General features: G+C 58.8%; 23 protein-coding genes and 1 tRNA gene. 10 read left to right on the plus strand and 14 right to left on the minus strand.

Annotated features, from left to right (window positions below; genetic code table 11):
- The first annotated feature begins 45 nt into the window (after window positions 1-45).
- The gene (gene ftrA, locus POR16_RS12725; protein WP_005886730.1) at window positions 46-999 is read left to right on the plus strand and encodes a transcriptional regulator FtrA; all 954 of its coding nucleotides are present in this window, start codon (window positions 46-48) and stop codon (window positions 997-999) included.
- Here ftrA and POR16_RS12730 read toward each other — a convergent pair.
- From POR16_RS12730 to POR16_RS12780, 11 genes are all read right to left on the minus strand, one after another.
- Complete coding sequence (locus POR16_RS12730) at window positions 959-2,137, minus strand: serine hydrolase domain-containing protein (protein WP_162010095.1); 1,179 nt, start codon at window positions 2,135-2,137, stop codon at window positions 959-961. The genes ftrA and POR16_RS12730 overlap by 41 nt on opposite strands.
- A gap of 3 nt (window positions 2,138-2,140) precedes the next feature.
- Entirely contained in the window at window positions 2,141-3,295 is a 1,155-nt protein-coding gene (locus POR16_RS12735) for an iron-containing alcohol dehydrogenase (RefSeq protein ID WP_024690679.1), read from the minus strand.
- A gap of 35 nt (window positions 3,296-3,330) precedes the next feature.
- Window positions 3,331-3,975 (minus strand): LysE family transporter, encoded by a 645-nt coding sequence (locus POR16_RS12740; protein ID WP_024670064.1) that lies wholly within the window; start codon window positions 3,973-3,975, stop codon window positions 3,331-3,333.
- 26 nt (window positions 3,976-4,001) lie between these two features.
- On the minus strand, window positions 4,002-5,765 hold the full coding sequence (locus POR16_RS12745) for an FAD/NAD(P)-binding protein (RefSeq protein ID WP_005886717.1): 1,764 nt from the start codon (window positions 5,763-5,765) through the stop codon (window positions 4,002-4,004).
- The gene (gene sbnB, locus POR16_RS12750) at window positions 5,765-7,882 is read right to left on the minus strand and encodes a 2,3-diaminopropionate biosynthesis protein SbnB (protein ID WP_122381314.1); all 2,118 of its coding nucleotides are present in this window, start codon (window positions 7,880-7,882) and stop codon (window positions 5,765-5,767) included. Before sbnB ends, POR16_RS12745 begins: the two co-directional genes overlap by 1 nt.
- Window positions 7,883-7,887: 5 nt before the next feature.
- Window positions 7,888-9,210, minus strand: coding sequence for a SidA/IucD/PvdA family monooxygenase (locus POR16_RS12755; RefSeq protein ID WP_005886713.1), 1,323 nt, complete (start codon window positions 9,208-9,210; stop codon window positions 7,888-7,890).
- Between the two features lie 51 nt (window positions 9,211-9,261).
- Window positions 9,262-10,230 (minus strand): ABC transporter substrate-binding protein, encoded by a 969-nt coding sequence (locus POR16_RS12760; RefSeq protein ID WP_005886711.1) that lies wholly within the window; start codon window positions 10,228-10,230, stop codon window positions 9,262-9,264.
- Window positions 10,227-11,366 (minus strand): NAD(P)/FAD-dependent oxidoreductase, encoded by a 1,140-nt coding sequence (locus POR16_RS12765; RefSeq protein WP_005886710.1) that lies wholly within the window; start codon window positions 11,364-11,366, stop codon window positions 10,227-10,229. Before POR16_RS12765 ends, POR16_RS12760 begins: the two co-directional genes overlap by 4 nt.
- Window positions 11,367-11,382: 16 nt before the next feature.
- Window positions 11,383-12,882: a methionine--tRNA ligase gene (locus POR16_RS12770; protein WP_005886708.1), complete on the minus strand. Its 1,500-nt coding sequence runs from the start codon at window positions 12,880-12,882 to the stop codon at window positions 11,383-11,385.
- On the minus strand, window positions 12,875-13,267 hold the full coding sequence (locus tag POR16_RS12775) for a cupin domain-containing protein (RefSeq protein WP_005886705.1): 393 nt from the start codon (window positions 13,265-13,267) through the stop codon (window positions 12,875-12,877). The genes POR16_RS12770 and POR16_RS12775 overlap by 8 nt, the downstream gene beginning before the upstream one ends.
- Before the next feature lie 343 nt (window positions 13,268-13,610).
- Window positions 13,611-14,576, minus strand: coding sequence for a site-specific integrase (locus POR16_RS12780; protein WP_042931952.1), 966 nt, complete (start codon window positions 14,574-14,576; stop codon window positions 13,611-13,613).
- A 203-nt stretch (window positions 14,577-14,779) separates the two neighbouring features.
- Here POR16_RS12780 and POR16_RS12785 point away from each other — a divergent pair, with 203 nt between their 5' ends.
- Complete coding sequence (locus POR16_RS12785) at window positions 14,780-15,301, plus strand: antitoxin Xre-like helix-turn-helix domain-containing protein (protein ID WP_005886701.1); 522 nt, start codon at window positions 14,780-14,782, stop codon at window positions 15,299-15,301.
- Here the strand turns inward: POR16_RS12785 and acuI are convergent.
- Window positions 15,262-16,245 (minus strand): acrylyl-CoA reductase (NADPH), encoded by a 984-nt coding sequence (acuI, locus tag POR16_RS12790; protein ID WP_122381290.1) that lies wholly within the window; start codon window positions 16,243-16,245, stop codon window positions 15,262-15,264. The two genes, POR16_RS12785 and acuI, sit on opposite strands and share 40 nt — an antisense overlap.
- A 47-nt stretch (window positions 16,246-16,292) precedes the next feature.
- A complete protein-coding gene (acuR, locus tag POR16_RS12795) occupies window positions 16,293-16,928 on the minus strand; it encodes an acrylate utilization transcriptional regulator AcuR (protein WP_005886696.1) in 636 nt (211 codons plus the stop codon).
- Between the two features lie 143 nt (window positions 16,929-17,071).
- Here acuR and POR16_RS12800 point away from each other — a divergent pair, with 143 nt between their 5' ends.
- The 8 genes from POR16_RS12800 (at window position 17,072) to POR16_RS12835 (ending at window position 24,653) form a co-directional block, all read left to right on the plus strand.
- On the plus strand, window positions 17,072-18,151 hold the full coding sequence (locus POR16_RS12800) for an NAD(P)H-dependent flavin oxidoreductase (RefSeq protein ID WP_005886694.1): 1,080 nt from the start codon (window positions 17,072-17,074) through the stop codon (window positions 18,149-18,151).
- Between the two features lie 100 nt (window positions 18,152-18,251).
- Entirely contained in the window at window positions 18,252-19,019 is a 768-nt protein-coding gene (gene modA, locus POR16_RS12805; RefSeq protein WP_005886692.1) for a molybdate ABC transporter substrate-binding protein, read from the plus strand.
- Complete coding sequence (modB, locus tag POR16_RS12810) at window positions 19,020-19,700, plus strand: molybdate ABC transporter permease subunit (protein WP_005886690.1); 681 nt, start codon at window positions 19,020-19,022, stop codon at window positions 19,698-19,700.
- Window positions 19,701-19,703: 3 nt separating this feature from the next.
- Window positions 19,704-20,792: a molybdenum ABC transporter ATP-binding protein gene (modC, locus tag POR16_RS12815; protein WP_005886688.1), complete on the plus strand. Its 1,089-nt coding sequence runs from the start codon at window positions 19,704-19,706 to the stop codon at window positions 20,790-20,792.
- A gap of 87 nt (window positions 20,793-20,879) precedes the next feature.
- A complete protein-coding gene (locus tag POR16_RS12820) occupies window positions 20,880-21,935 on the plus strand; it encodes a DNA topoisomerase IB (protein ID WP_005886686.1) in 1,056 nt (351 codons plus the stop codon).
- A 166-nt stretch (window positions 21,936-22,101) separates the two neighbouring features.
- Window positions 22,102-22,187: transfer RNA gene (locus POR16_RS12825), tRNA-Leu, on the plus strand.
- A gap of 425 nt (window positions 22,188-22,612) precedes the next feature.
- A complete protein-coding gene (locus POR16_RS12830; RefSeq protein WP_005886684.1) occupies window positions 22,613-23,596 on the plus strand; it encodes a DUF1852 domain-containing protein in 984 nt (327 codons plus the stop codon).
- Window positions 23,597-23,621: 25 nt separating this feature from the next.
- The gene (locus POR16_RS12835) at window positions 23,622-24,653 is read left to right on the plus strand and encodes a methionine synthase (protein ID WP_005886682.1); all 1,032 of its coding nucleotides are present in this window, start codon (window positions 23,622-23,624) and stop codon (window positions 24,651-24,653) included.
- A 144-nt stretch (window positions 24,654-24,797) separates the two neighbouring features.
- Here the strand turns inward: POR16_RS12835 and hopBF1 are convergent, their stop codons facing one another.
- Window positions 24,798-25,409 (minus strand): T3SS effector protein kinase HopBF1, encoded by a 612-nt coding sequence (gene hopBF1, locus POR16_RS12840; RefSeq protein WP_005886680.1) that lies wholly within the window; start codon window positions 25,407-25,409, stop codon window positions 24,798-24,800.
- Window positions 25,410-25,516 lie beyond the last annotated feature (107 nt).

Genomic DNA, 25,516 nt, shown 5'->3' on the forward strand with positions numbered 1-25,516 from the left:
CTACAAACTACTGGCTGAAATGCCAATATCCGGTAACATCGCGCCATGAAAAATCATCTCGTTGTCGCCCTCATCTACAACCAGCTCTGCACCTTCGAATTCGGTTGCACGGTCGAGGTATTTGCCCTTAAAAGACCCGAACTGGGGGTGACTTGGTATGAGTTCGCCACCTTCCCGGTAGATGACGGCCCGATCACCGCAGCCGGGGGTATCACCATTGTTCCGACGCCTGGCGAAGTGCTGCTGGAAAACGCCGATACCATCATCGTTCCGGGCTGGCGCGGCGTGGAATCCAAAGTCCCTCTGCGCCTGATCGAGCAGCTTCAGGCCGCTCATGCACGCGGCACGCGAATCTGCTCGATCTGCACCGGGGCTTTCGTGCTGGCAGCGGCCGGGCTGCTCGACGGGCATAAGGTCACCACCCACTGGCGCTATACCGATTTGCTGGCGACCATGTACCCGGGGCTGACCATTCAGCCCAACGAGCTGTATGTCGACCAAGGCAACATCGTGACTGCTGCCGGCTCCGCGGCCGGGCTGGACATGATGCTGCACCTGGTGCGCAACGATCATGGTTCTCGGGTGGCCAATATGGTCGCGCAGCGCATGGTCATCCCGCCGCATCGCGAAGGCGGACAATCGCAGTACGCCTCACGGCAACTGGTATCGGCCAGCGACGGGCCGATTTCCAACCTCATGGACTGGATTCGCGGTGATCTGCAACGCCCGCACACCATCAAGGAGATGGCGTCGCGGGCGTCGCTCAGCACCCGCACCCTGCACCGCAGTTTTATGGAAAGCACAGGTCTGACCCCGTATGACTGGCTGCTTGGCGAACGTGTGGCGTACGCCAAAGAACTGCTGGAATCCTCGAAACTGCGTCTGAATGAAGTGGTGGACAGGGCCGGTTTTGGCTCGGAAGAGTCCTTCCGTCGACACTTTCGCAATCTGGTAGGGATCAGCCCGAGCAGCTACCGCAAGCAGTTCGCCCGGACCTGACGTACACCGCGTCGACAATTGATTCGGCGAGCTCCCCCCAAGCGCCGACGATAGCGGTATTGGTCATGGCGACCAGGCTTATTCCACACATCGGGTCGACCCAATAATGGCTGCCATACAGGCCGCACCACGACCAGGTGCCTGCGCCCTGCCGCTGTCTGGCAGCCGAGGGATCGGCGAGAATCATCGGCCCCAGCCCGAATTTCCAGCCCGGGCCACGATGAGCGACAGGCGTGGCACCGATCGCATTGCCCAGCAGACTCCGGGTACTGGACGGACTCAACAAAGGCGCGCCGCCGAGCCGCAGGCACTCCAGCAACCGCAAATAGTCATCGGCGCTGCCCAGCATCCCTGCGCCACCCGACTCATAGGCCTGCGCGTCATGGGCACGGGCCGAACACAACCACGCCTGACCGCTGTCGAGCAGCAGAACATCGTCATTGCCAATGAGCTCCGCGCCCGGACCGTCATGCCTGTAGGCACACGAGAGCGATTGATGCGGTTCGTGACGGAATGACGTGGCCTGCATGCGCAGCGGGCCGGTGACCCAGCGAGCGATAGCCTCGGACAATCGCTGCCCGGTGGTCTGCTCGACCACCGCGCCGAGAACATCGGTTGCCAGCGAATACCCCCAGCCGCTGCCAGGTTCGAACAGCAGTGGCAACCTCGCCAGCCGGCTCAGGTTCTCCCGCAGATCGAACGAAACGCAGTCCAGCCCGTCGGACACGCCGCCCCGCAGGTAAGCGTTATTGACGGGCCGGTCGAAACCGTAGCTCAGGCCTGCGGTGTGCGACAGCAATTGCTGCAAGGTGATGACCGGCTCGCGGCCATCCGTCATGCATGGCCGAAATGCCGGTAGCCAGTCGGTTACTGCGGCGGACAGGCTCAACACGCCCAGTTCGCAAAGCCGCAGTACAGTCACCGAGGTCAGCAGCTTGGTCAGTGAGGCCAGGCGAAAGCGCGTCGCACGACTGACCGCAAGCTGCTGTTCGCGATCCGCCCAGCCTCGTGCGCTGGCATAGCGCAGTTGGCCTTGCTGGGCCAGCAGCAACACTCCGCCGACTATCCGGCCCTGATCGACAAAGCGGCTCCAGACCTCATCCACGCGCTGCACGGTCAGGTCATCCAGCTGCGCCATGCCTCAATGCCCCTTTACTGCACGGCTGAATACCTGTGCATAGACTTCAGCAGAATGACGAATCGGGTTGGTGTGCGAGCAGCCATCGGCAAACGCCATGCGCCCGACCAATTCGGCGTCACGCTCATCAATGCCGATGGCACTCAACGTAGATGGAATGCCGATCTGGTCGCGCAGGCTCAACACCCACTCCATCACCCCGTCGAAGCTCGGACTCGGCAGGCGCAGGTAAACCGCCAGATCATCCATTTGTGTGGACAGCGCCGGGCGATTGGCCTCCAGCACGTAGGGCAGCAGGATCGCATTCAACAAACCGTGATGGTGGTCATAAAGGGCGCCCAGGCTTTGGGCGATGGCATGCACACCGCCCAGACCACGTTGAAACGCCGCAGCCCCCAGGCTGGACGCCACCAGCATCTGCTGACGCGCCTCCAGGTCCTGCCCGTCGGCGACCACCCTGGGCAAGAACATTTTGATCATCTGCATCCCCTTGACCGCTACCGCTTCAGCCATCGGGTGCCAGACCGGTGAACACCAGGCTTCCATGCAATGAGTCAGCGCATCAGCTCCCGTGGCAGCGGTCAGGTGCTTTGGCAAGCCCAGCGTCAATGTGGCATCGAGAATGGCGATGCGAGGCATCATGCGACTGTGCAAGATCGTGCGTTTGACCCGCGCCTGCTCGTCGGTAATCACAGACGCCCTGCCCACCTCAGAGCCAGTCCCGGCGGTGGTCGGCAATGCGATGACCGGGGCAATACCCTCGGGATCGGCACGCAAATGGTTATGCCCTATGTCTTCGAAGTCCCACAACGGGCGGTTCTGGCCGGACATCAGGGCAACTGCCTTGGCGGCGTCCAGCGCCGAACCGCCGCCAAACGCAATGACGCCGTCGTAACGGCCGCTTCGATAAACCTCGAGCCCCTCGGCGACATTGCTGCCGGTCGGGTTGCCCTTGACCCGGTCGAACACACCGCAGTGGCCCAGTTGCAGGCGGCAATCCTCCACGGCACTGGCGATCATGTCAGTACCGCCAAGAAAGCTGTCGGTGATCAACAGCGGTCGCTTGATGCCTGTCACCCTACAGGCGTCGGCCAGCTCATTGACGCGTCCGGCACCGGCGCGAATTGAAGTCGGGTAATGCCAGTTGTTGCTGTTCATCGTTCTATTCCTTGAATATCAATGAGATGAGCGTTTCAATTAAAGACGCTTGCGGGCAGCAAACCGACCAGCAGGCGCAGGCCGAACGCGATCATGAAAAGGCCGGTTACGATGTCTATCACCCTCTTCATTCGCCGATAGCGGGCTTGCACGGCAGGGATCGAAAACAGCGTGGCCAACAGCACGAACCAGGAGATCGCCAGCACGGCGATGATCGCCACCCCTGCAACGCGCACCCACACAGGCATGCCCGGCAAGGTGACAGTGGTGAATACGCTGGTGTAAAACGCCAGCGCCTTGGGATTGGTCAGGTTGGTCAGCAAGCCAAAACGGTAGGCGCGTCCAGGGCCGCCGATGCCCAACGCAGCAATGTCCCTGGGTTTTGGCGAGCCACCCGCATTGCGCAGGCTTTTGACGCCAAGCCAGGCAAGGTAAGTGCCTCCGAGCAATTGCAAAGCTGGTTGCAGCCAAGGCACTTGCTGGAAGATGAGCCCCAGCCCGGTGGCCGCCAGCAAGGCCCATAGGATGCTGCCCGAGGCAACGCCCAGCCCTGCGCATACTCCCTGCGTTCGGGACTGGCTGAGCGACAGTTGAGTGATGACCAGAAAGTTCGGACCGGGGCTGATGATCAAAACGATGAACGCGCCAGCCAACGCCATCAGCAAAGTTATTTCACTCATAAATTAATTACCCTTTAATCAAACAGTTAAACAGCTTTATTAAATTGAAATGTGATGCAACTTGAAGAGAGATTTGCCAGTTTTTCCAGGCAGGACTTCACCGCTTCATGCGCTTCGGTGAGCGCTCGGCAGCCAGGGTCAGGAGTCGGGACGTAGTGGTTGTAGAACGTGCAACCTTCTACCGCAGGCCCCAGCGCCCAGAGCCGCGCATTAGCCTGACCCTCGCGGCCGATGACGCGCCCCAGCGAGTCAGTCTCGATGCCGTCGGCGGGCCATGCGTGCGCTGGCCGAATCAGGCCCTGCGCAAGCAGATCGTTGATCAGCTCAACGCCCTTAGCGGACCGGCTGGCGCCTGATAAACCGCTGCTACTGACCCTGGCGCAGATGACACTGCCCAACGGGATGTCTTTACGTTGCGCGTCACCTGTCGGCGCAAGAACCGTCACCACGCCGGCTTCGATCAGCGCCAGCAGGTCCTCGTGACGCTCTTTTTGCGGCCCACCGACGAGTCGGTTGGAAAGCCCGGCCCACAGGCGGTAAAACTCCAGCGTCGAAGACTCGGTCAGGCCGTTGCGATCCACGACGCTGCGCAACAGGTCGCGATAGTCACGCCACACCTCCAGCGCCTGGCAGATCGGGCTATGCGCTGTGCCCAGACGGCTCAACGCCAGGTCTTGCTTGATCCACGCCACCAACCATGCTTCGTAGGCGTCCATTGCGCCTGACCAAGGCCGGAGGATCAGCCATTGCCCAGGGTCAAATTCGCCCCACTGATCGGCCAGCCAGGCAAACAACGCCTGCCTGGAATCGGTTTCGCCGAGCATCCGCTGGACTGACGCCAACTGTCGTGGCGCATCGAGCCGGACTTTGGCCTGGTAAAACACTGCGCGCATCTCGTCCTTGATCAGCGGCAGTACATCGGCGGTAAAGTCGAGCTGCCCGCCCGGCTTCTGCTCACGCAAACGGGCAATGGTGGCAGCGGTAAAAAACAGCCTGGGAAACGCTGCGGCGCTTGATGAATGCCAATGCGGTCGGGCACGGAACGGTTGCCCACTGCGCGAGTAGATAAACACCCTGGGCTCGCGCCCTGACGCCAGATAACGCCAGCCAGCAAACCCTGCGTCGCGCACATAACGCCCTCCGCGCCCCTCGGTCAGGCTCGCCAACCGGTCCATCGCAGTCAGTCCCAAGCCTTCGATTGCCACGACGTCGCCGACTTCTTGCGGCCCGAATGCGTCTGAGGCGTGCCCGCTGGTGAGGAACACGGCGTCGACATCCCTTGCAATGTTCAGGCTGCGCAGCGTGAAACCCGCCGCGTCGGGCTGTGGCCGGCAGCTGAATACTTGTTCGGCGTGATAACGAACCTGCACATGCGCCGGACATTGCGTCAGAAGAAAGCGGTAACTGTGCTGTAAATAGCGCCCCAGCAAGGCCCGCGGTAAGAAATCCCCAAACGTCACCGGCCTGCCCTGTCCATCGCGGCTGACATGACCGCGCTCGTCAAGCCGGACATCCTCGGCGTGGCACCATTGCAAAAAGGTCCGGCCCGGCGGCTCGCAGGCCGGAAACGCAGCTGAAAACGCCGATAACTGCCCAGCCATTGTGTTCAGCATCAGGTAATCCGGCTGTTGCGCGTGGTGCAATCCGCTGCCCGGAGGCTGTGGGTCGAACACTTCGATCTGCAGCGGTTGCCGATCAGCGTGCCGGCTCAGGCCGATAAGTTGCTCCAGCACGCTGAGACCACGCGAGCCCATGCCGATGATGGCGATGATCTGTGTCTTCATGGCCATCACCAGCGCTTCGGTTCAAAGAAGAACTGCGGCACCGGCAGCGCGAGACCCTGCGCAAGTGCCTGGCGATAAATGCGCTGGCCTACCGCAAGGTCAAGCACGCCAAGCCCGAATGGCGAAAAGATCGATGCCCGATCCGGGCTCAATTCAATCTGCCCGGTCATCAATTGCGCCAGGGTGCCGGTAATGAACGAGCTATCGTGATAGTGGCGCACCGCAAGGTCGGGAGACGTCTGCGCCTTGAGGCAATGGTCAATGTCATCAAGGATATTATTGGCCCGGGCAATAACCTCATGACCCAGATCGCGCAGCGAAATGTTCAGCACCAGTTGGCCAGGCCGAAACACCGGGTCCAGCACGTAAGGGCTGGGCGCCGTCGTGGCGAACACCACCACATCAGCCTGCAGGCTGACTGGCAGGTCGGTTTGCGCACTTTCCAGCTGATACCGATCGGTAGCATGCCGGACCAGCGCCTGCGCCGATGCCTCATGCTCATCAAAGACGCTCACCGAGCCCATCGTCCAGCCGTCACTGACAAACATGTCGAGAAGGGTTCTGGCGATGAAACCTGCACCGACAAACGCCATTCGTTGCACATGGCGCCTATGGCCATTCATCCAGCGCGCGCCGAGCACTGCCGACGCTGCCGTGCGCATGGCACTGATCCGTGAGGCTTCCAGGCAGGCAAAGGCATAGCCGGTCGCAGGGTCATTGAGGATCAGCACCGCCGAGGCGCGTTGCAGCCCGCTGTCGAGGTTGCCCGGAAAACTGGAGATCCACTTGATGCCACTGACCGGCTTTGCGCCGTTCAGGCTGGCAGGCAAGGCAATAATGCGATTGGCCGGCGCCTCGGGAAAACGCAGAAAATAGCTGTCAGGATTGATCGTCTGCCCCGCCTCATGGGCCAGGTAAGCTGCCTGAACGTCATCAATGCAGGTCAGAGGGTCAGCTGCCAGCAAGCGCGCAACCACCTCCCCGTCAATCACGTGAAATGGCGCCTGTTGCAAGAGGGTTGAGTCTACAGTCTGCGCGAGTGAGCTTGCTCGCGAAGGCGTCATGGCGAAATCACCACTTTGGCGAGCACGTTCGCTCCCGCAGAAGCTTTTGCGGAACGGGTGCTCAACGCTCGACTCTGGCGATTCGAGATCCGCCAGGGTCATGCACAGCACGCCACGGCCAAAACGTTGTTCGACCCAATGATCATCGTAAAGTGTGTCCAGATAACGCTCGCCCCAGTCCGGCGATAACGCGACCACTACCGAACCGGGCTCGATGCGCTCGCGCCAGGCGTGTACAGCTGCGATTACCGTCGCGGTAGAACCGCCGACCAGCATGCCCTTGCTGCGCGCCAGAATGCGGCACATGGCAACGGTGCGCGCTTCCGGGATCATTTCCAGCGCATGAATACCCTCGGCATCAAAGATCGGCGGAAGCTGGCTGGTGCCCAGACCCGGAATGAAACGTCGGCTGGCAGGCGTGCCGAACGTCACCGAGCCCACGCTGTCGACGGCGATGATGCGTGTGGTCGGATGGTGCCGGCGAAAATGCTGAAGGCAGCCCATCAGCGTGCCAGTGGTTCCGGCACCGACAAACAGGTAGTCCACATGACCAAAATGCTGGCTGATCGAATGCGCCGTCGTTCGGGCATGAGCGCGTGGGTTGGCGGCATTCTCGTATTGATTGAGCCAGACATGACGCGGATCACTGGCCACCTTTTCGCGAATCAGCGCAATGCGCGTCCCCAGGAACCCGCCGTTGGCATCAGGCGTGTCGACCTTAATGACCTCGGCACCGTAGCTGCGCATCATGCGAATGTTATGGCTGGAGCTGATGGGGTCAACCACGCAGGTGAACGCAATCCCGCGCTCCGCGCAGATCATCGCCAGCGCCACGCCAAGGTTGCCTGACGATGACTCGATCAGAATTGTCTCTGGCCCCAGCAGGCCGCGTGCCTGAACGTCGTTTACCAGCCCGACAGCGGTCTTGAGCTTGATCGACCCGGCGGGATTGAGCGACTCCATCTTCAGGAAAAAGTCCTGACCGATGCCCGTCACTTTCAGGAAGGTCTGATCGTGAACGATGTCGCCGAGGCTGTGGTATTCAGCTGTCCTGTGCATGAAGGTCATGTCCGTTGCGCCAGCAAGGCTGAATCGACGCTCGGTTCCAGGGCCTGCTCCAGCCCTGCGCCAATCCTCCCGGCGCGCAACGCCATCAGCGAAAACGACTGGCTGTCGCTGACACCGTGGCTACGTTCGGAGAGACCGTTGACCCAGATGTTCACGTTGCAATGGCCCTGCATTGCGACGCGGTAATCGCGATCGATGGCCAGACCACCGTCCGCATCCGACTTGAGCCAAGGCTGCAGCCCACTCAACAATGGCGGTATGAGGTGTTGCTGATAACCGGTGCCCAGCACCACGGCATCGACTTCCAGCACCTGCCTGCGCTGACTGAAGGTGTCGGTCAGCACAACCCGATAGCCATCCCTTTCTGGCTCGATAGCGGTAATTGCGCTGTAGCCCCAGGTTTGCAGGCGCTTGCGGCCTGCGATGGCATCCTCGTAGATCAGCGAAAACAGCTTCTGGCTTTCATCCGGGTCGATCCCGGCATAGTTGGCCGAGCGGCTGCAGTCGAGAAAGCGACGCCGCGCCGTCGGGTCGAGGCTGTGGAAATAATCCACGTGCTCCGGGGCGAATACCCGGTTGGGGAACTGGCCCAGTTGGGTCAGTTTGAACCCGGCGGAACGATGCACCGAATGCACCTCGATTGATGAGTCGCGGCTGAGCAGTTCCAGCACCGACTCACTGGCACTCTGTCCCGAGCCCAGCACCAGCCAGCGTTTGGGCAGGTGCTCGCCAAAGGCTTGCAGCCGGGTCAGAAACTGCGACGTGTGAAACAGCGTCGGGCCAAGCAACGCCTCGAACTCAGGCGGAACCCGCGGCGCACTGCCGCTCGACAACACGATATTGCGCGTGATGAAGCTGGCCTGCAGCGTATGGACTCTGACCTCCTGCAAGCGGCCGTTGCGGATCACCGGGTCAATCTCGGTGACTGGCGTATCGAACAGCGTGCGGGCGTCCACCTGCCTGGAAACCCAGGCGAGGTAATCCGACCATTCATGGCGACTGGCCGGGCGCCCCAGCAGCCCGAAATCGAACATCCGCCCTTGGTCCTTGAGGTACATGGCGAACGAAAAACGGCTGCGCGGGTTGCGTGGCGTCACCAGATCACGAAACACGTGATGGTTGATGTCGGTGCCGGCGAGCAGCAGTTCGCGGTGCCATTGAGTGTCCGGCGCAGCTTCCAGGTAGCGGATGGAAAGACTGCCCAGCGGCTCATTGGCCTCCCTTGCGTCCTCCACAGCGCAGGCCAGCGCAATGCCGGCGGGGCCGAAACCGATACAAACGGCGTCCGAATGAAAAGAGTTAGGTATCGAGTTACCCATGAAATTCCTGTCCTTAGATTTGGCGTAAAGCGCTGTTCTTGGTGTTTCCGGTCAACGAGTTGCGGGAGTCAGCCCTGTCGGACCAAGGGCCCAGATGCAGCTCTGCGCGCTTCGGTACTCCCCCCGGTCAAAGCTGACGGCGCCCATCGGGGTGGCGAAAACGCTGTCATGCAACGTCGCCGACAGTGGTCGCGCGCGCCTTTGGCCGGACAACCCGGCCAGCACGTGAAGCATCAGCAGGCTTTCGCGGAAATAGGTGTGCGGCTCGCTGGCGAAAAAAGCCCGGTGCAGCGCGGCGGCCTGACAGACGCTTGCGGCGCTGTCGGGAACCCCGAAGCCGATGACGAAGGTATTGCGGTCCTGTTCTGGCGCGCAGCCCAGATGAGGCGAGGCTGCGTCGTCGGTGAGCACCAGAGGTCGAGTGCTGCCAGCGTTTCGTCGCGCGCGCCAGTGCTCGCGGCTGGCCTTGAGGCGACCGGCAAACACCTCCACATCAGCACGGGCGTGGCAACGTTGCAGCCCGGCGCGAGCCAGCGCGTTGCCGAGGATGGCGGCCAGCGCCTGACCGTGCGCACTGTCATCGGCCTGAATCTGTACGCGCTGCCATCCGCGGGACGCCAGCCAGTCGGCCAGATCGCCAGCCAGTTGCCGGTCCGAGGGGCAGAAACGAAACACGTTGTGATGCTCCGTCGTCAGGCGATCGATCGTCGCTGCCGGGGTCAGCAGCGCGATGCCGGCCTGCTCGTAAAGCGGTGCAGCACCAAGGGCCGCATCCGACGAAAAATGACCTGCGACGACATCCGCTTTCCAGTCGATCATGTGCCGCGCAACTTCAGCGCCGCGAATGGCGTGCGCACCGTCATCGAGAAAATGCCACTGCACCTGAGCCAGCCCGGGCAGGCAGTTTCGCCCGATCGCCAGCGCCCGCATGAAGGTCCGCGCATGGGGCGTGTCATCGGGGTCGAACAGCGCACTGACGCCGACTCGCAAAGGCGCTGCGTGTGTGACAACCGGCTTCATGGCTGCACGCTCGCCGGGTGACGGCCCGGCATCAGTCGCTGCGGCGACAGGGCTGACCAGTCAGGGCAAGAACGGTCTTTCCCGGCCAGATGACCACGCAGTTGCTCGAAAGCGATCCGGGCGATCCCTGGCGCTAACTTGAAGCCCAACCCTGAAAGGCCGGCAGCCAGGTAAACCGGGCTTTGCTTATCGCAAAACCCCACCAGCGGGCGACCGTCGACGCTGTAACTGTCGAAACCTGGCAGCACGTCCAGCACGCGGACGTTCTTGTCAGAGCCACTCAACTGGGCGATGCGCTGGCGGGCATCCTGCGCATGACGTTCATCAGGCTGTACCAGGTGCTCCGGCCGTAATGCACTGTCGCGAAGGCCGCAGCCGGTCTGCACTATGTTGCGGGTCAGCGGGATGGCGTAGCTCTGAGTGACAGCATCGATGACCGGCATCGACCAGTCGCTGTCAGTCAACACCCTGGCCAGAGGAATCGAACGCACTTCAAGCCCCACACAGGGCAGCAGATGCTGGCTCCAGGCTCCCGCGGCGACCACTACGCTCCGGCAGCGTAGCGTCGCATCGCCCAGCTCGATGAATACAAGGTCGGCAGCGCGGCAATCGATGGCCTTGATCTCGCAGTGCTCCAGCAGCAGCCCCTGCTGGCGCACCACCTGACACAGCTCGGCAACGGCTTGACGCACATTGCCGACGCTCGCGTGAGGTTCGAACAGGTTGGCACGATCTTGCGCCAGACAATGCGGGTAGCGACGGCCATCGAGTTGATGATTCGGCACCATCCGCATTGGGTAGCGCTCGCTGCCATATCGCTCGATGGCTCGGCGCAGCTTGTCTTCCTGGTCGCTCGCCCCTCGATAGATAACGCCGGTGCGTCGTAACGCACGGGCATAGGTGGCGGCAAAGAGGGCATCGTCCATCTGGGTAATCGAGTACGCTGCCAGCGCCATCAGCGTCGGGTCGCCGTCATACAGGCGCACCAGGCCGCCGGAATAACCGCTTGCGCCTGTGCTGCCGGCCGTGGCCCTGTCGATCAAGGCAACTGATACCCCGGAGCTGCACAGCTTGGCGGCAATGCTCGCCCCCGTGATCCCGGCGCCAATGACCGCTATTTCATAGTCGATGAACATGTGAAGGTGCGTCCGTTCAGATGGAATATTCAGCGGCCGAACCGTTCATGAGCGTGGCAGTAAGGCGGGCTTCGGGCAGCCGGTAAGCCGTGATCAGTTGCGCTGATATTTGCGGGATCAGCGCCTTGCCGGTCACCGCGATGAACGCAGCCAGATGACCGACCGGGCGACCTTCGGCCAGGCGCAGGCGGGTAATGGCGATGACATCCAGCAGTACCTGAGCAAGACCTTTCATGGAGAACTGCGCAGGCTCGGCGGCCTTCAACCATTGCAGGCGAAAAGCCTCCAGCAGCCCGGCATCGGCACCACGCAGGCCATTCCAGCCGCTGTCCCCAGGTTGTTTCCCGGTTTCCAGCAAGGCCGGAAAAAACTGGTTGAACAGCGCGTCCCGCCATGCCAGGAAATCCGCCAGACGGAAATCGCCCTCGTTGTCCTCTGGTGCAATGCTGGCCAAGTACAGACGTGCGCTGTCAGCGCAGGCCTGGCGCGTCAGGTCGCTGACCCAGATGGCATGGTTGCGGCTGGTCGACAGGTTCACACCATCCAGCTTGAGAAACTGATTGGGCACAAAGCGCTGGCGGACCTTGATGTCCGGTAACGCCGACAACTGCGCCGGGTAGACGATGGCGTGGCTGAACACGCAGTCAAAACCGAGAAAATGCACCAGCGTGCCCTGCCCCGACTGCCAGTACTGGCGAAACAGCTCCGGGCGGCCGACGTTATGGGCGTATTCACGAAACGCAGCCATGTAACCGGCCAGCCCCATAAACCACGTGTGGACCCGACATGAACCGTCGACTTGCAGGTCGAGCCCGCCATCTCCGGGCCGGGTCACGCCCCAGTCATGCAAGTGCTCCAGCGTGTCTCGCAGCCAGTTGTCCAGCGGCACACGCCATTGCTGCCCTAGCAGGCGGTCGCGCAGTTGCGGTTTGAAATCAGCCAGTTTCAGAAACGCACGGTGCGCGGTCTGCCATTGCGAAGGCTGCTTGCACAGCTTGCAGTGCAACCCGGTCATCAGCCCGGCATCCGGCGCCTGAGCACAGTTTTCGCACTGGCTGGCATCGGATTCGGCACCGCAGTAATTGCAGTGACCTCGAGCGAACGCCTCGTAGCCCCAGACGTCGCACGCCGGGCAATAGGGCTCGCTGGAATCACGAAAATCAATCGAGCCCGCCGCCTGCAAAGCGCCGAATACTTCACCTACCGCTTCGGCAAACCAGGGATTGTCGTAGGGACGCATCCAGTTGTCGGGCTCGATGCCGATTGCCGCCAACGACGCTTCGATACGATCGGAGTTGCTGTTGGCAAGCGCTACCGGATCGACGCCGAGTTCCATCCCCTTGCGCAGCATGTAGGACTGGTAGTCATCGGAATAGGACACCAGCACGCAGTCGTGACCGCGCTGGCGCTGAACCCGGGTGAATACGTCTGCGGCCAGAAACGGCCCGGCTATATGACCAATGTGCAAGTCGCCATTGGGGGTTGGCGGTGTAATGGTGACGATGTACTTAGCCATCGATGCACCCCGTGGTCTCTGTGTGCTGCGCGACGAAGGCATTCACGTGATTCATGTCCCACCAGACCACATAAAAGTGGAAGTCTTCGGCGGAATCATTGATGACATAGTGGTTGGTGTGTTTCGGAATCGCGGCGATGTCACCGACATTGAAGGGCATCTGCTTTTCGCCCACCACAAGCTGGGCGCTGCCCTTGATGGCAATGAATATTTCCTGATCGATCTGCGTGTGCGCTTCACTGCAAGTGCCTGGGCGGACCACGCACCAGCCGCCCGCGAAGGGCATCGGGTAGCCCTCCCAGGGCAACAGTCGACTGCCGTCGAGCCCGTACTCATGTACCAGGGAATCGAAGGCGGTTTTACGGTGTATATCGAACTTTTCCATGCTCAGTCCCGTACGTTTCAAGTGCGACAAAGCATGAAATTGTTGCCAATCGTTGGCTATCCGATTGCTGGATAGCTCAGAGGCAAGTTATCGATTTTTTTGATCGCTGCTCCTGCAAGACATTGGCTGTCCTATCTTTTCTGACAATGACTGGTATCGATAACGCTGATAATTGAATCGAGGGCGGTGGTGTTACCGTTGGCGGCGATGAACGAACACGTCTGCCGACCTTGCGAATCCGCGTCACAAGGTCAGTAAATTACTGCTCTGCTTCATCGCTCCTTTGGTTAGATCTTTAAGCCACCTCACATTGCGTGAAGTGGCTTTTTTTTGCCTTGCCTCGCTAGAGATCAAAGCCATCCACCACATTGCGACGTTCGTTTTCGTTACGCATGTCGTAGCTGGCGGTAGTCGATATGTGCGTGTGGTGCGCCAGTTTCTGCGCAATCGACAAGTCGTACTCTTCGATTACCCGAGTGATGAACGAGCGACGGAAATCGTGGGGCATGATGTTCACTCCCACTTGGCGCCCACGCTGCTTGGCAATGAAATAAATGGCGTGCTTGGTGATGCGGTCGCGGGTGATATGGCTGCCGCGGCGTATCCGGTTGAACAGAAACACGTCGTCGCTCTGCCCCGGCTGAAGGAATGAGCGGCGCAGTTCCAGCCAGTCACCCAGCGCCTTGAAGGCCCATTGCGGGGCGTACTTGATCAACTGTTTGTTGCCTTTGCCCATGACCCTAAGGCTACGCTCGGCGAAATCAACCTGAGAAATATCCAGATTGACCGACTCTGACTTGCGCATGCCGGAACCGTACAAAATCGCGATGATTGCAGCATCGCGGCGCCCTTGAGGCCTCGGGTCGGCAGCGCAAGCCTCCATCAGCTCACGAATCAGCGTACGCCGGATGTTGCGCCTCTTGAACAGGCGAGTGCCACTGACCGGTTTTATCGAGCGGATTTTCAACAGTTGGTCATGGCTGATCAGGTCATGCCGCCAGGCTTCATTCATCACCCCGCGAATGGCATTCACATACAGCGAAGTGGTGTTGGGTGCGTAATCATCCTCGCGCAACGTGGCGACCAAAGCGGTGACATGACCTGGCTGCAATGTGTGCCAGGGAATGTCGTGAATATCCACATCGGCCATGCCCAGCCGGTCGGCTGCATCCTGCAGCACATAAGTCATGGTCAGGCGGCTGGAAGGCGCAAGACGATCCAGGTAGAGGCGCAGCGGTTTATTGACATCCGGTAGCGCGGGCGGGCTGACGTTGCGTGCGGCCTGGTCGGTATGAGGGTCTTGCGGCATGTGGAGCAACGCCTTCTCTGGTGCAAATGCAAGTGCGAGCGAACGGCTCATGCACTTCTGATTCAGGTTCAATTCGGCCATGTTCAAGCGCCCGACTTTAACATGCTCGACCGGGCAATCCCCGGTAACATCCCGGGGCTTGAATCAACGCTGGTCCGGGTTAGCCTTTGCGCGTGTTTCTAAGTCATCGCCGAGGCAATCTGATGGTGTACCTTGCTGCCCGATCACCACACCGTCGCGAGGCGGCCACCCGTTTCTGGTTGCTGGCCCACCAGCTAAGCCAGCGCAGCGAAGCCGAACGGCTGGCAAGTATTCAGGCCGGATTCGGCCCATGCTGGATAGACGCGATGCGCCACGCCTTCCATTTGGGGCCACAGCAGCTGGAAGCATTGTTCAATGCCTCTGTTTCCACCCTGGAGCGCCGCCAGCGTCAGCAGCGGTCACTGGACCCTGTGGCCTCAGAGCGTCTGGACAGGGTTGCAATGCTTGCCAGCCATGCCCTGCACATATTCAAAACTCCCGAGCGTGCCGGTCGATGGATGATCACTCCAGACAAGGCTCATGGCGACCGCACGCCGCTGCAATTGTGTGAAACCGGAATCGGTGCTGCTCAGGCGCATCGGGCACTGGCTGAACTGGACGTGAAAACGCTTGAGCAGCGCCCGGCAATCTTTCTTGATGCCCTTCAGCGCCCGGTGTCCACGACCACTCGCCCGCGAACCTGACCTGCAATCAATTGCGGTGCGATATCGATCACCTCGCTCAAACCGACTTCACGGCTGATAAGCGGTAGCAGGGACAAGTCCAGGTCGGTCGCCAGCCTCGACCATGCTTCCAGCCGGTCAGCGCGGGGGCGCGTCACGCTGTCGATCCCTGCGAGCGTGACGCCACGCAGGATGAACGGTGCCACAGAGCCAGGGAACTCCATGCCTTGCGCCAGGCCACAGGCCGCGACCACACCGCGATAACGAATCCCGGCACATACATTTGCCAGCGTGTGGCTGCCCACGGAGTCAATTGCTGCGGACCATTGCTCCTTGCCGAGCGGGCGGCCCGGCTGTGAAAGCGTTTCACGGTCAATGACCGCCGCTGCGCCGAGCGTTTGCAGATACTCGCGCTCCGCCATCCGCCCGGTAGACGCAATGACTCGGTAACCCAGCCTGGCGAGAATAGCGATGGCAAAGCTTCCCACACCGCCATTGGCGCCGGTCACCAGCACATCGCCGTGGTCAGGCGTCAAGCCGTGTTTCTCCAGTGCAATCACACTGAGCATGGCCGTATAGCCGGCGGTTCCGACGGCCATTGCCTGCGCCGGGGTGAAGGCCTGCGGCAAAGCGATCAGCCATTCGCTTTTCAAACGCGCTTTTTGCGCCAGACCGCCCCAATGCCCCTCGCCTACCCCCCAGCCATTGAGCAGCACCCTGTCGCCCACCTTGAATTCGCTCGCATCGCTGGCTTCGACGACACCCGCCAGATCAATGCCCGGCACCATCGGAAAGCTGCGCACAATTGGGCTCTGGCCAGTGATTGCCAATGCATCCTTATAGTTGAGGGTGCTGTGCGACACGCGTACCGTCACGTCACCGGCCGGCAGTTTTGCTTCATCGATATCCGTCAGATTGACGCGATACCCTGCCTCGTCCTTGTCGATCAAAATGCCCTTGAACATGTTCGCCTCCAATTTTAGACCGATCGTCTTTAAATAGACCCGGGAAATTATTGCGGCAACCCGCGAAGGTAACCGGCAATAAAGGTGTTCAATGGAATATCACTTTTGACCAGCCGGGCACGAAGCACAGCGCCCTCCCAGCCGATCCAGAAAAACGCTGCCAGTTCGTTGCAGTCTGCGTCTGCGGACAATTCACCGCTGACCTGCGCGTCTCTCAGGCAGCCTGCCAGTTTCGCTTGCCAATCGAGCAGAATCTGTTCCAGCGTGTCGCGAAACCCCTCCGGCAGCAGGCCGACTTCCTGCCCGAGATTGCCGACCATGCAGCCGCGTCGATAATCATGCCGCGCCATGCCGCTTTTGGCGCTTTGCACGAAACCTACCAGCCGCTCCAGTGGCGAAAATGATTCATCCAGCAGCCAGCGGTCCAGGCGTTGCGCAAAGTATCGGGCGTATTCATCCAGCACCGCGCGGCCAAACGCTTCCTTGCTGGGGAAGTAGTGATAGAACGACCCCTTCGGGACCCCCACTTCCTTCAGAATGTAGTCCAGCCCGGTTGCTGAAAAGCTTTGCTCGGTGAGCACTTCAAGGCCGCGCCGCAGCAGCAACTCGCGGGTTTCGAGGTTGTCCCGGTTGACGTTGGGCGGGCGTCCTGGGCGTCTGGTGGTGAGCGGAATCTGAGTCATCCCCGAATACTAGACCGATCGTCTCACAAGTCAACCATCGGTAAAGTTCGCATAAACGGGCCATAAATGGCGGTTGCCATTCGGAGCAGCCTCGCGCTCAATGAAAAATTCACTGCTGCGATGCCTGATAACCGGAGAAACAGATGCCTCACTGGCCAGATACCCGTGTTCTTGAACTGTTCGGCATCACCTTGCCTATCCTGCAGGCGCCGATGGCCGGGGCCAGTGGCTCGTCAATGGCAATCGCTGTGGCGGCAGCAGGCGGTTTGGGCGCGCTGCCCTGCGCGATGCTGTCACTCGATAGAATCGAAGAAGAGATGCAGCTTTTCCGTCGGCACCATAACCGCGCTCCGCTGAATCTCAACTTTTTCTGCCACGTGCCTCCTGCCGCTGACGCCGCGCGGGCTGAACGCTGGAAGCAGACGCTCAAACCTTATTACGAGGAATTGGGAGCCGACTACGACGCGCCAACGCCGACCTCCAACCGCACGCCTTTCGACAGCGATACCTGTGCGCTGGTCGAGCGCCTGAAACCCTCGGTGGTGAGTTTTCACTTCGGCCTTCCCGAACCCACGCTGCTTGACCGGGTAAAGGCCACCGGCGCCACTGTCATCTCGTCAGCGACCACGGTCGAAGAAGCCGTATGGCTGGAACGGCAAGGCTGTGATGCGGTGATTGCCATGGGCTACGAAGCGGGCGGCCATCGCGGGCTGTTTCTCAGCGATCAACTGCACACGCAGGTCGGTACCTTTGCACTGGTGCCGCAAGTCGTCGATGCAGTGAGTGTCCCGGTCATTGCGGCAGGCGGTATTGCAGACGGTCGAGGTGTGGCAGCGGCGTTCACGCTGGGGGCATCGGCGGCTCAGGTCGGCACGGCGTATCTGTTCTGCCCGGAGGCCAGCGTCAGCGCCCTTCATCGCCAAGCGTTGCTGAATGCGACTGATAGCGAGACAGCACTGACAAATCTGTTCAGCGGTCGGCCCGCCCGAGGCATCGTCAACCGGATCATGCGTGAAATCGGCCCCATCAGCGCCCTCGCCCCCGCCTTTCCGCTGGCAGGCGGTGCGTTGCTGCCGCTGCGTGCAGCGGCAGAGAAACTAGGCAACAGCGACTTCATGAACCTTTGGGCCGGACAGGCAGTCGGCATCAAGCACCAGCTCGGCGCGGGGGAACTGACTCAACAACTGGCAGCAAATGCGCTGAAAATTCTCTCTCGGCGGTAAACATAGCTTTCAGAACAAAGGGGTAGCGCTATATATTTAAATATATAGCGAAACGTCTCTCTACCAGCGGCGTCTGCCTCACCCTCAAGGAACCTGTTTCATGCGCAAGACCTCGCTGCACGCCCTGCTCAAGCTCGCTGCTCTGGCTGTTGCCATTCCTGCTGCCGCCTCGGCGCTAGCCGATGACGTACAAGTTGCCGTAGCGGCCAATTTCACCGCGCCTCTCCAGGCCATCGCTACAGATTTCGAGAAAGATACCGGCCACAAGCTCGTCGTCTCTTCAGGCGCCACGGGCCAGATCTATGCGCAAATAAAAAATGGCGCGCCGTTCGAAGTCTTTTTGTCGGCCGACGACGCCACCCCGGCCAGGCTCGAGCAGGAAGGCGATATTGTCAAAGGCTCGCGCTTCACCTACGCGGTAGGCACGCTGGCACTGTGGTCGCCCAAAGAAGGCTATGTCGATAGCAAGGGTGATGTGCTGAAGGCCAATCAATATCAGCACTTGTCCATCGCCAATCCGAAAACAGCACCTTACGGCCTGGCGGCGACGCAGGTACTGGCGAAGCTGGAGCTGACTGACACAACCAAAGCAAAGATCGTCGAAGGTCAAAGCATCACCCAGGCCTATCAGTTCGTTTCCACCGGCAACGCAGAACTGGGCTTTGTGGCCCTGTCGCAGGTTTACAAGGAGGGCAAACTGACTGGCGGTTCGGCGTGGATCGTGCCTGATTCGCTGCATGACCCGATCAGACAGGACGCTGTGATTCTCGTCAAAGGCAAGGACAACGCCGCAGCCAAAGCACTGGTTGCGTACCTGAAGGGTCCAAAAGCTGCTGCGATCATCAAGTCGTTCGGGTACCAGCTGTAAATGCCGCTGGGAAGTGCTGACATCGCCGCTATATGGCTGACAGTGAAGCTGGCGTCGCTGACCACGGTCATCCTGCTGATCATCGGGACGCCGATTGCGCTGTGGCTGGCGCGCACCGATTCGTGGCTCAAGGGACCGATCGGTGCAGTTGTTGCGCTGCCACTGGTGCTGCCACCTACCGTCATCGGTTTTTATCTGCTGTTGCTGCTCGGCCCAAACGGTGCAATCGGTCAACTGACCCTGAGTCTTGGCCTCGGGACGCTGACATTCAGCTTTGCCGGGCTGGTGATCGGTTCGGTGCTGTACTCGATGCCCTTCGTCGTGCAACCTCTGCAAAACGCCTTCGCAGCAATCGGTACACGCCCTCTGGAGGTCGCCGCCACTCTGCGTGCCAGCCCTTGGGATACGTTCTTCCATGTAACCCTGCCGCTCGCAAAGCCGGGCTTCATCACTGCTGCGATTCTGGGCTTTGCTCACACAGTCGGTGAATTTGGCGTGGTGCTGATGATCGGCGGCAACATTCCGGAGAAGACGCGGGTGGTATCGGTGCAGATATTCGATCATGTCGAGTCAATGGAGTACCTGCAGGCCCACTGGCTGGCTGGCGTGATGCTGGCATTTTCCTTTCTAGTTCTGCTCCTGCTCTATTCGAGCGGCAGATCCAAAGCGGGATGGAGCTGAGCCATGGTGTCGCCCATTGAAGTGCGCCTGAAAATGACCTACCCCGACTTCACTGTAAACACTGAGCTGACGTTGCCTGGCTCGGGCATTACTGCATTGTTCGGCCCGTCCGGCTCGGGCAAGACCACCTGCCTGCGCTGCATCGCCGGGCTGGAGAAAGCAGAACAAGGGTTTATCCGTGTTCACGACGAGGTCTGGCAGGACAGTGCCAACGGTATTTTCCTCGCCCCGCACAAGCGCGCAATTGGCTATGTGTTTCAGGAAGCCAGCCTGTTTGCGCATCTGTCGGTCCGCGCCGATCTGGAATTCGGCATGCAGCGCATTCCGCGCCAGCAACGCCGCATCGGATTGCAGCAGGCGACCGGGCTGCTCGGCATTGATCACCTGCTGGCACGCCGCCCCGACACATTGTCCGGAGGCGAGCGGCAACGGGTGGGCATCGCCCGTGCCTTGTTGACCAGCCCTCGCCTTATGCTGCTTGATGAGCCGCTGGCAGCGCTGGATGCCAAACGTAAAAGTGAAATCCTGCCCTACCTGGAGCGCTTGCACCGGGAGCTGGACATTCCCATGCTGTATGTCAGCCATGCTCAGGATGAAGTCGCACGCCTGGCCGATCATCTTGTGCTGCTTGAGTCTGGCAAGGTGCTGGCCAGCGGTCCGATCAAGGAAACGCTGGCGCGGCTGGACCTGCCACTGGCCATGGGCAACGACGCAGGGGTAGTCATCGATGGGACGGTAACCGCCTACGATCGTCATTATCAACTGCTTACCATCACGCTTCCCGGCAGCGAGCTCGGCATGCGCGTCGCCCACGCCGAAGTACCGATCGGCACGCTGCTGCGCATCAAGGTGCAGGCGAGGGATGTCAGCCTCAACCTGCAACCTGACGAGCACAGCAGCATTCTCAACAGGCTGCCGGTAGCAGTGACAGCAGAAATGCTTGCCGACAATTCGGCGCATGTACTGGTAAGGCTGGACGCTGGCGGCACCCCCTTGCTGGCGCGCATCACTCGCTATTCACGAGACCAATTGAACCTGCACCAAGGCCAGCAGCTGTGGGCGCAGATAAAGGCAGTCGCGGTACTGGCGTAATAAATCGAGAATTCACCGGGCGTGAAATACACGGCACCACCGTCAACGGTCGCGGTCAGTCCTTTTAACTGCCTCTGGAATTTAGCCATGCCTGACTCGACTGCCATCAGCCAGCCTGCCAGTGACCTGCATTACGTAGACGACACTCAGCCCGGCCTTACCCGCAAGATACTGCGCGGTAAATTTGCTTATTTCGACACCAAGGGCCAACGCATCAAGGACGAGTCAGAGATCAAGCGCATCAACGCTTTGGCGATTCCGCCCGCCTACACCTATGTGTGGATCTGCGCCGACCCGATGGGTCACTTGCAGGCCACCGGTCGCGACGCTCGAGGGCGCAAACAGTATCGCTACCATCCACGCTGGCGGGAGATTCGTGATCAGGACAAGTACTCACGTCTGATCGAGTTCGGCCATGCGCTGCCAAAAGTGCGCAAGCAGATTGAAGCGCAACTTGCCCAGCCGGGCATGGGCCGGGAAAAAGTCATGGCAACGGTGATTTCCTTGCTTGACGCCACGCTGATTCGCATCGGCAACAGTCAATACGCGAAGGAAAACCGTTCTTACGGCCTCACCACGTTGCGCAACAAGCATGTGGAGGTCAAAGGCGGCCAGATCCTCTTTGAGTTCCGCGGCAAGAGCGGCGTCGAGCACAAAGTCAGCGTGAAAGACCGGCGTCTGGCCGGTGTCATCAAGCGCTGCATGGAACTGCCGGGGCAGAACCTGTTCCAGTACCTGGACGACGACGGGGTGCGCCATGCCGTGACGTCATCCGACATCAACACCTACCTGCAAAGCCTGACCGGTTCCGATTTCACCGCCAAGGACTACCGGACCTGGGCGGCCAGTGCGCTGGCCCTTGCCACTTTGCAAAAGCTGCATTGGGAGCCGGAAGCGGACGCCAAAAAGCACATCGTGGATATGGTCAAAGCCGTCTCCAAACAACTGGGCAATACGCCGGCTATTTGTCGCAAGTGCTACATCCACCCGGCCGTGCTGGAAGGCTTCCTGCTCGGCAACCTCGCCAAACTCCCCCGCTCCCGACAGAAAAAGGGCATGAGGCTCGAAGAAGTCGCGCTGGCCAGCTACTTGCGAATCCTTGCGGATAAAGTCGAAGAGGTAGTGAAGGAAGGCAAAGCCTGAGCAGTATGAACCCGGCTACTCAGCGTTTGCTTCAGCATTTTTTGTAGCCTTATGATTTGCCAAGCATTTCTGACAGACAGGAAAGCGGCATCCTGTGGCATTTACAGTGCTTTCAAGCTTGCTTCATGGGGGCCGGGTGTATATATTCCCTGCTCTTGGCGCTACCGCCCCGATGGCGAAATTGGTAGACGCAAGGGACTTAAAATCCCTCGTCCTTTGGACGTGCCGGTTCGACCCCGGCTCGGGGCACCACTTATAGATCAAGGGCTTACGCGCTTTATGTGCGTATGCCCTTTTTGTTTAGATTGTCGCAATTTTATATTCTTGCCGCAATTATTGTTCTAGCCCCTCTCCTGCGTCCTGCCGACGAACACCTCTCCCCAAACCCGAATCACTCATTACACACACAAATTGAAATCACCCATCGACCACGTCCAAGACTTGCAGCCATGCCCCCTCCAAGGACCCTACTCCTGACCTTGTTCCAATCATGAGCGTGACTAATGCTTTATTGAAATCAATTCGTTTTTGTTCTCGTAGGCACCCGGCTTAAAATCCACGCACACCTTCACTCAGAAGGATAACGACTGCCGAGTAAATAAACAGCTGTCGATCAAATCTATAAGAGGCAAGGAGCCCACTCAGGTTTCACCTCAAAAACAGGGTGACACACCAGGATGACTAAAGAACCCACATTTTCTATCAAGCGAACTCGTTTTGATGAGGATTATTCACCGTCAGACACCACGCGCATTACAACTAACTTTGCGAACCTGGCCAGAGGGGAAAGCCGCCAGGAAAATCTACGTAACACCTTGACGATGATTGACAATCGCTTCAATGCCTTGGCGCACTGGGACAACCCCAAAGGAAATCGTTATACGGTCGAACTGGACATTGTTTCTGCGGAAATGAATATTCCCGCTGGAGACAATCACCCTGCTATCCCGTTGATGGAAGTTTTAAAAACAACGATCATTGATCGAAAAATTGACGCACAAATTAACGGGGTTGTAGGCAACAACTTTTCCTCTTACGTACGGGACTATGACTTCAGTGTCCGATTGCTGGAGCACAGCAAGAGTCAGGCCGGGCTGAGTACGCCAGAAGGTTTCGGAGACCTGCACGGCAAGCTATTCAAATACTTCGTCAATTCAAGCAGCTACCACGCTAATTTCGACAAACCGCCTGTTATCTGCCTGAGCGTATCAAGCTCCAGGACCTATCACCGGACCGAGAATCAGCACCCTGTGTTGGGATTTGAATATCAGCAGGACGAATACTCTTTGACGGATGAGTATTTCAAGAAGATGGGCTTAAAGGTTCGCTATTTCATGCCTCCGAATAGCGTTGCACCTTTGGCTTTTTATTTTTCAGGCGACTTGCTTGGTGAATACACCAATCTTGAGCTTATTAGCATCATCAGCACGATGGACACCTTCCAGAAAATTTACCGACCTGAGATCTATAACGCAAACTCAGTGGCAGGAAAACGCTATCAGCCTAGCTTGAAAAACCAGGATTACTCATTGACTCGAATTGTCTATGACCGCGAGGAACGTAGTCAGCTGGCTATTGAACAAGGCAAATTTGCTGAAGAACACTTTATCAAACCTTACCAGGCCGTTCTTGATCAATGGTTCGCTGACTGCGTGCTTTGAACTATTAAAAACCAAGGCTATTTTAATGAAAAAACTGTTGCCCACCTCCACTGCAGGCAGCTTGCCTAAACCTTCCTGGCTTGCACAGCCCGAGGCGCTCTGGTCGCCTTGGAAATTGCATGGCGAAGAACTGGTTGAAGGTAAGCAGGACGCGTTGCGTTTATCGCTGCAAGAACAACAACTGGCCAATATTGATATCGTTAGCGATGGTGAACAAACACGCCAGCATTTTGTAACTACGTTTATCGAGCATCTCGAAGGCGTTGACTTTGAAAAGCGCGAGACCGTCAGAATTCGTGACCGCTATGATGCGAGCGTGCCAACGGTTGTAGGTGCTGTTGCTCGCCGAAAGCCAGTTTTTGTTGAAGACGCAAAATTTTTACGTCAGCAAACCACGCAGCCTATCAAGTGGGCCCTGCCAGGGCCAATGACGATGATTGATACTCTCTACGACGCTCATTATAAAGATCGTGAAAAACTGGCTTGGGAGTTTGCCAAAATCCTCAACCAGGAGGCTAAAGAACTTGAGGCCGCCGGAGTGGATATCATTCAGTTTGATGAGCCTGCATTTAATGTGTTTTTTGATGAAGTGAATGACTGGGGAGTTGCTACGTTAGAGAAGGCAGTTGAAGGGCTCAAATGTGAAACTGCCGTGCATATTTGCTATGGTTACGGCATCAAGGCGAATACCGACTGGAAGAAAACGTTAGGCTCAGAGTGGCGGCAGTACGAAGAGGCTTTTCCCAGACTGCAAACGTCCAGTATCGACATCATCTCTCTGGAATGCCACAACTCTCGCGTCCCTATGGATCTGATTGAGCTCATTCGGGGCAAGAAAGTTATGGTGGGGGCCATTGATGTGGCAAGCCATACCATTGAGACGCCTGAGGAAGTCGCCAACACCCTGAGACAGGCACTTCAATTCGTCGATGCCGATAAACTCTATCCGTGCACCAACTGCGGCATGGCGCCCCTCCCTCGTCATGTCGCCAGCGGCAAGCTGCGCGCGTTAAGTGCAGGCGCAGACATCGTCCGAAAAGAACTCTTGAACCTGTGATTCGCGGAATGTTGCCGTGAGCAACATGCGCTCCGCGCAAAATCGTGCCTATAGCAACACTTATAGATCGAGGGCTCACTGGGCAACGCGCTCGGTGAGCCCTTTCTTTAGCATTCAGCAAAAAGAGTCGTGATCCGGGGGATCTCAGTCACTGTCGGCATCGTCAAGCGTGTTCTCAAGTGCAATGGTCCGCAAATCTTTAACTTTATCGATACTTTTCTCAGGAAAGGATCGAACTACACCCCGTGGATCATTGATTCTCACCCGGCCATGCTCATCAATTATGAACTGTAAATCCTCAATATGGAGGTTGTGGGTTCTCAGCTTGAATATGATCTCATCACAGTCAGACAGCACATTTTTATTGAAAGCCAAATCACGTGGCATGCAGGTGCGACCATGAATGATATCCCCGGAGTCCAGAGCGTTGTGAACATAGTCTTTCGAGATACCCACCTTGCCATCGTAAGTCACCAGAGCATGCGCATCCACGACAGGAAAGCCGAGGTTTTTTAAATACCGGGTCGCTTCCAGTTCTTTTAAAGCATATTCCCGCTCAGGAACAGTTCCTGTCGTACCGGGCCGAATCAGACAGACGCAGTGCCTTGGGTCTTGTCGAGAGTGATAAACGTCTTTCTGGCTTCCACTGCCGAGCTTCTCACCCAAGGAGGGAATCAATTTGCACTCTGAAGATGCCTCGAAGCCCGGGATGGCTTGAATATTTCTAAGGGAGGCGGTACGGGAAACGCTTGTCATAATATTCACCACTGCATCTTAAGGTATTGATTTGCTGGATCCGCAACTACCATTCCAGCCGTAACGATACGGTACAGTCAGTGGGCACCTGGATGAATCAGGTTCCC

Origin of the sequence: Pseudomonas coronafaciens pv. oryzae str. 1_6, assembly GCF_000156995.2 — a bacterium.
GTDB classification, from domain to species: domain Bacteria; phylum Pseudomonadota; class Gammaproteobacteria; order Pseudomonadales; family Pseudomonadaceae; genus Aquipseudomonas; species Aquipseudomonas tremae.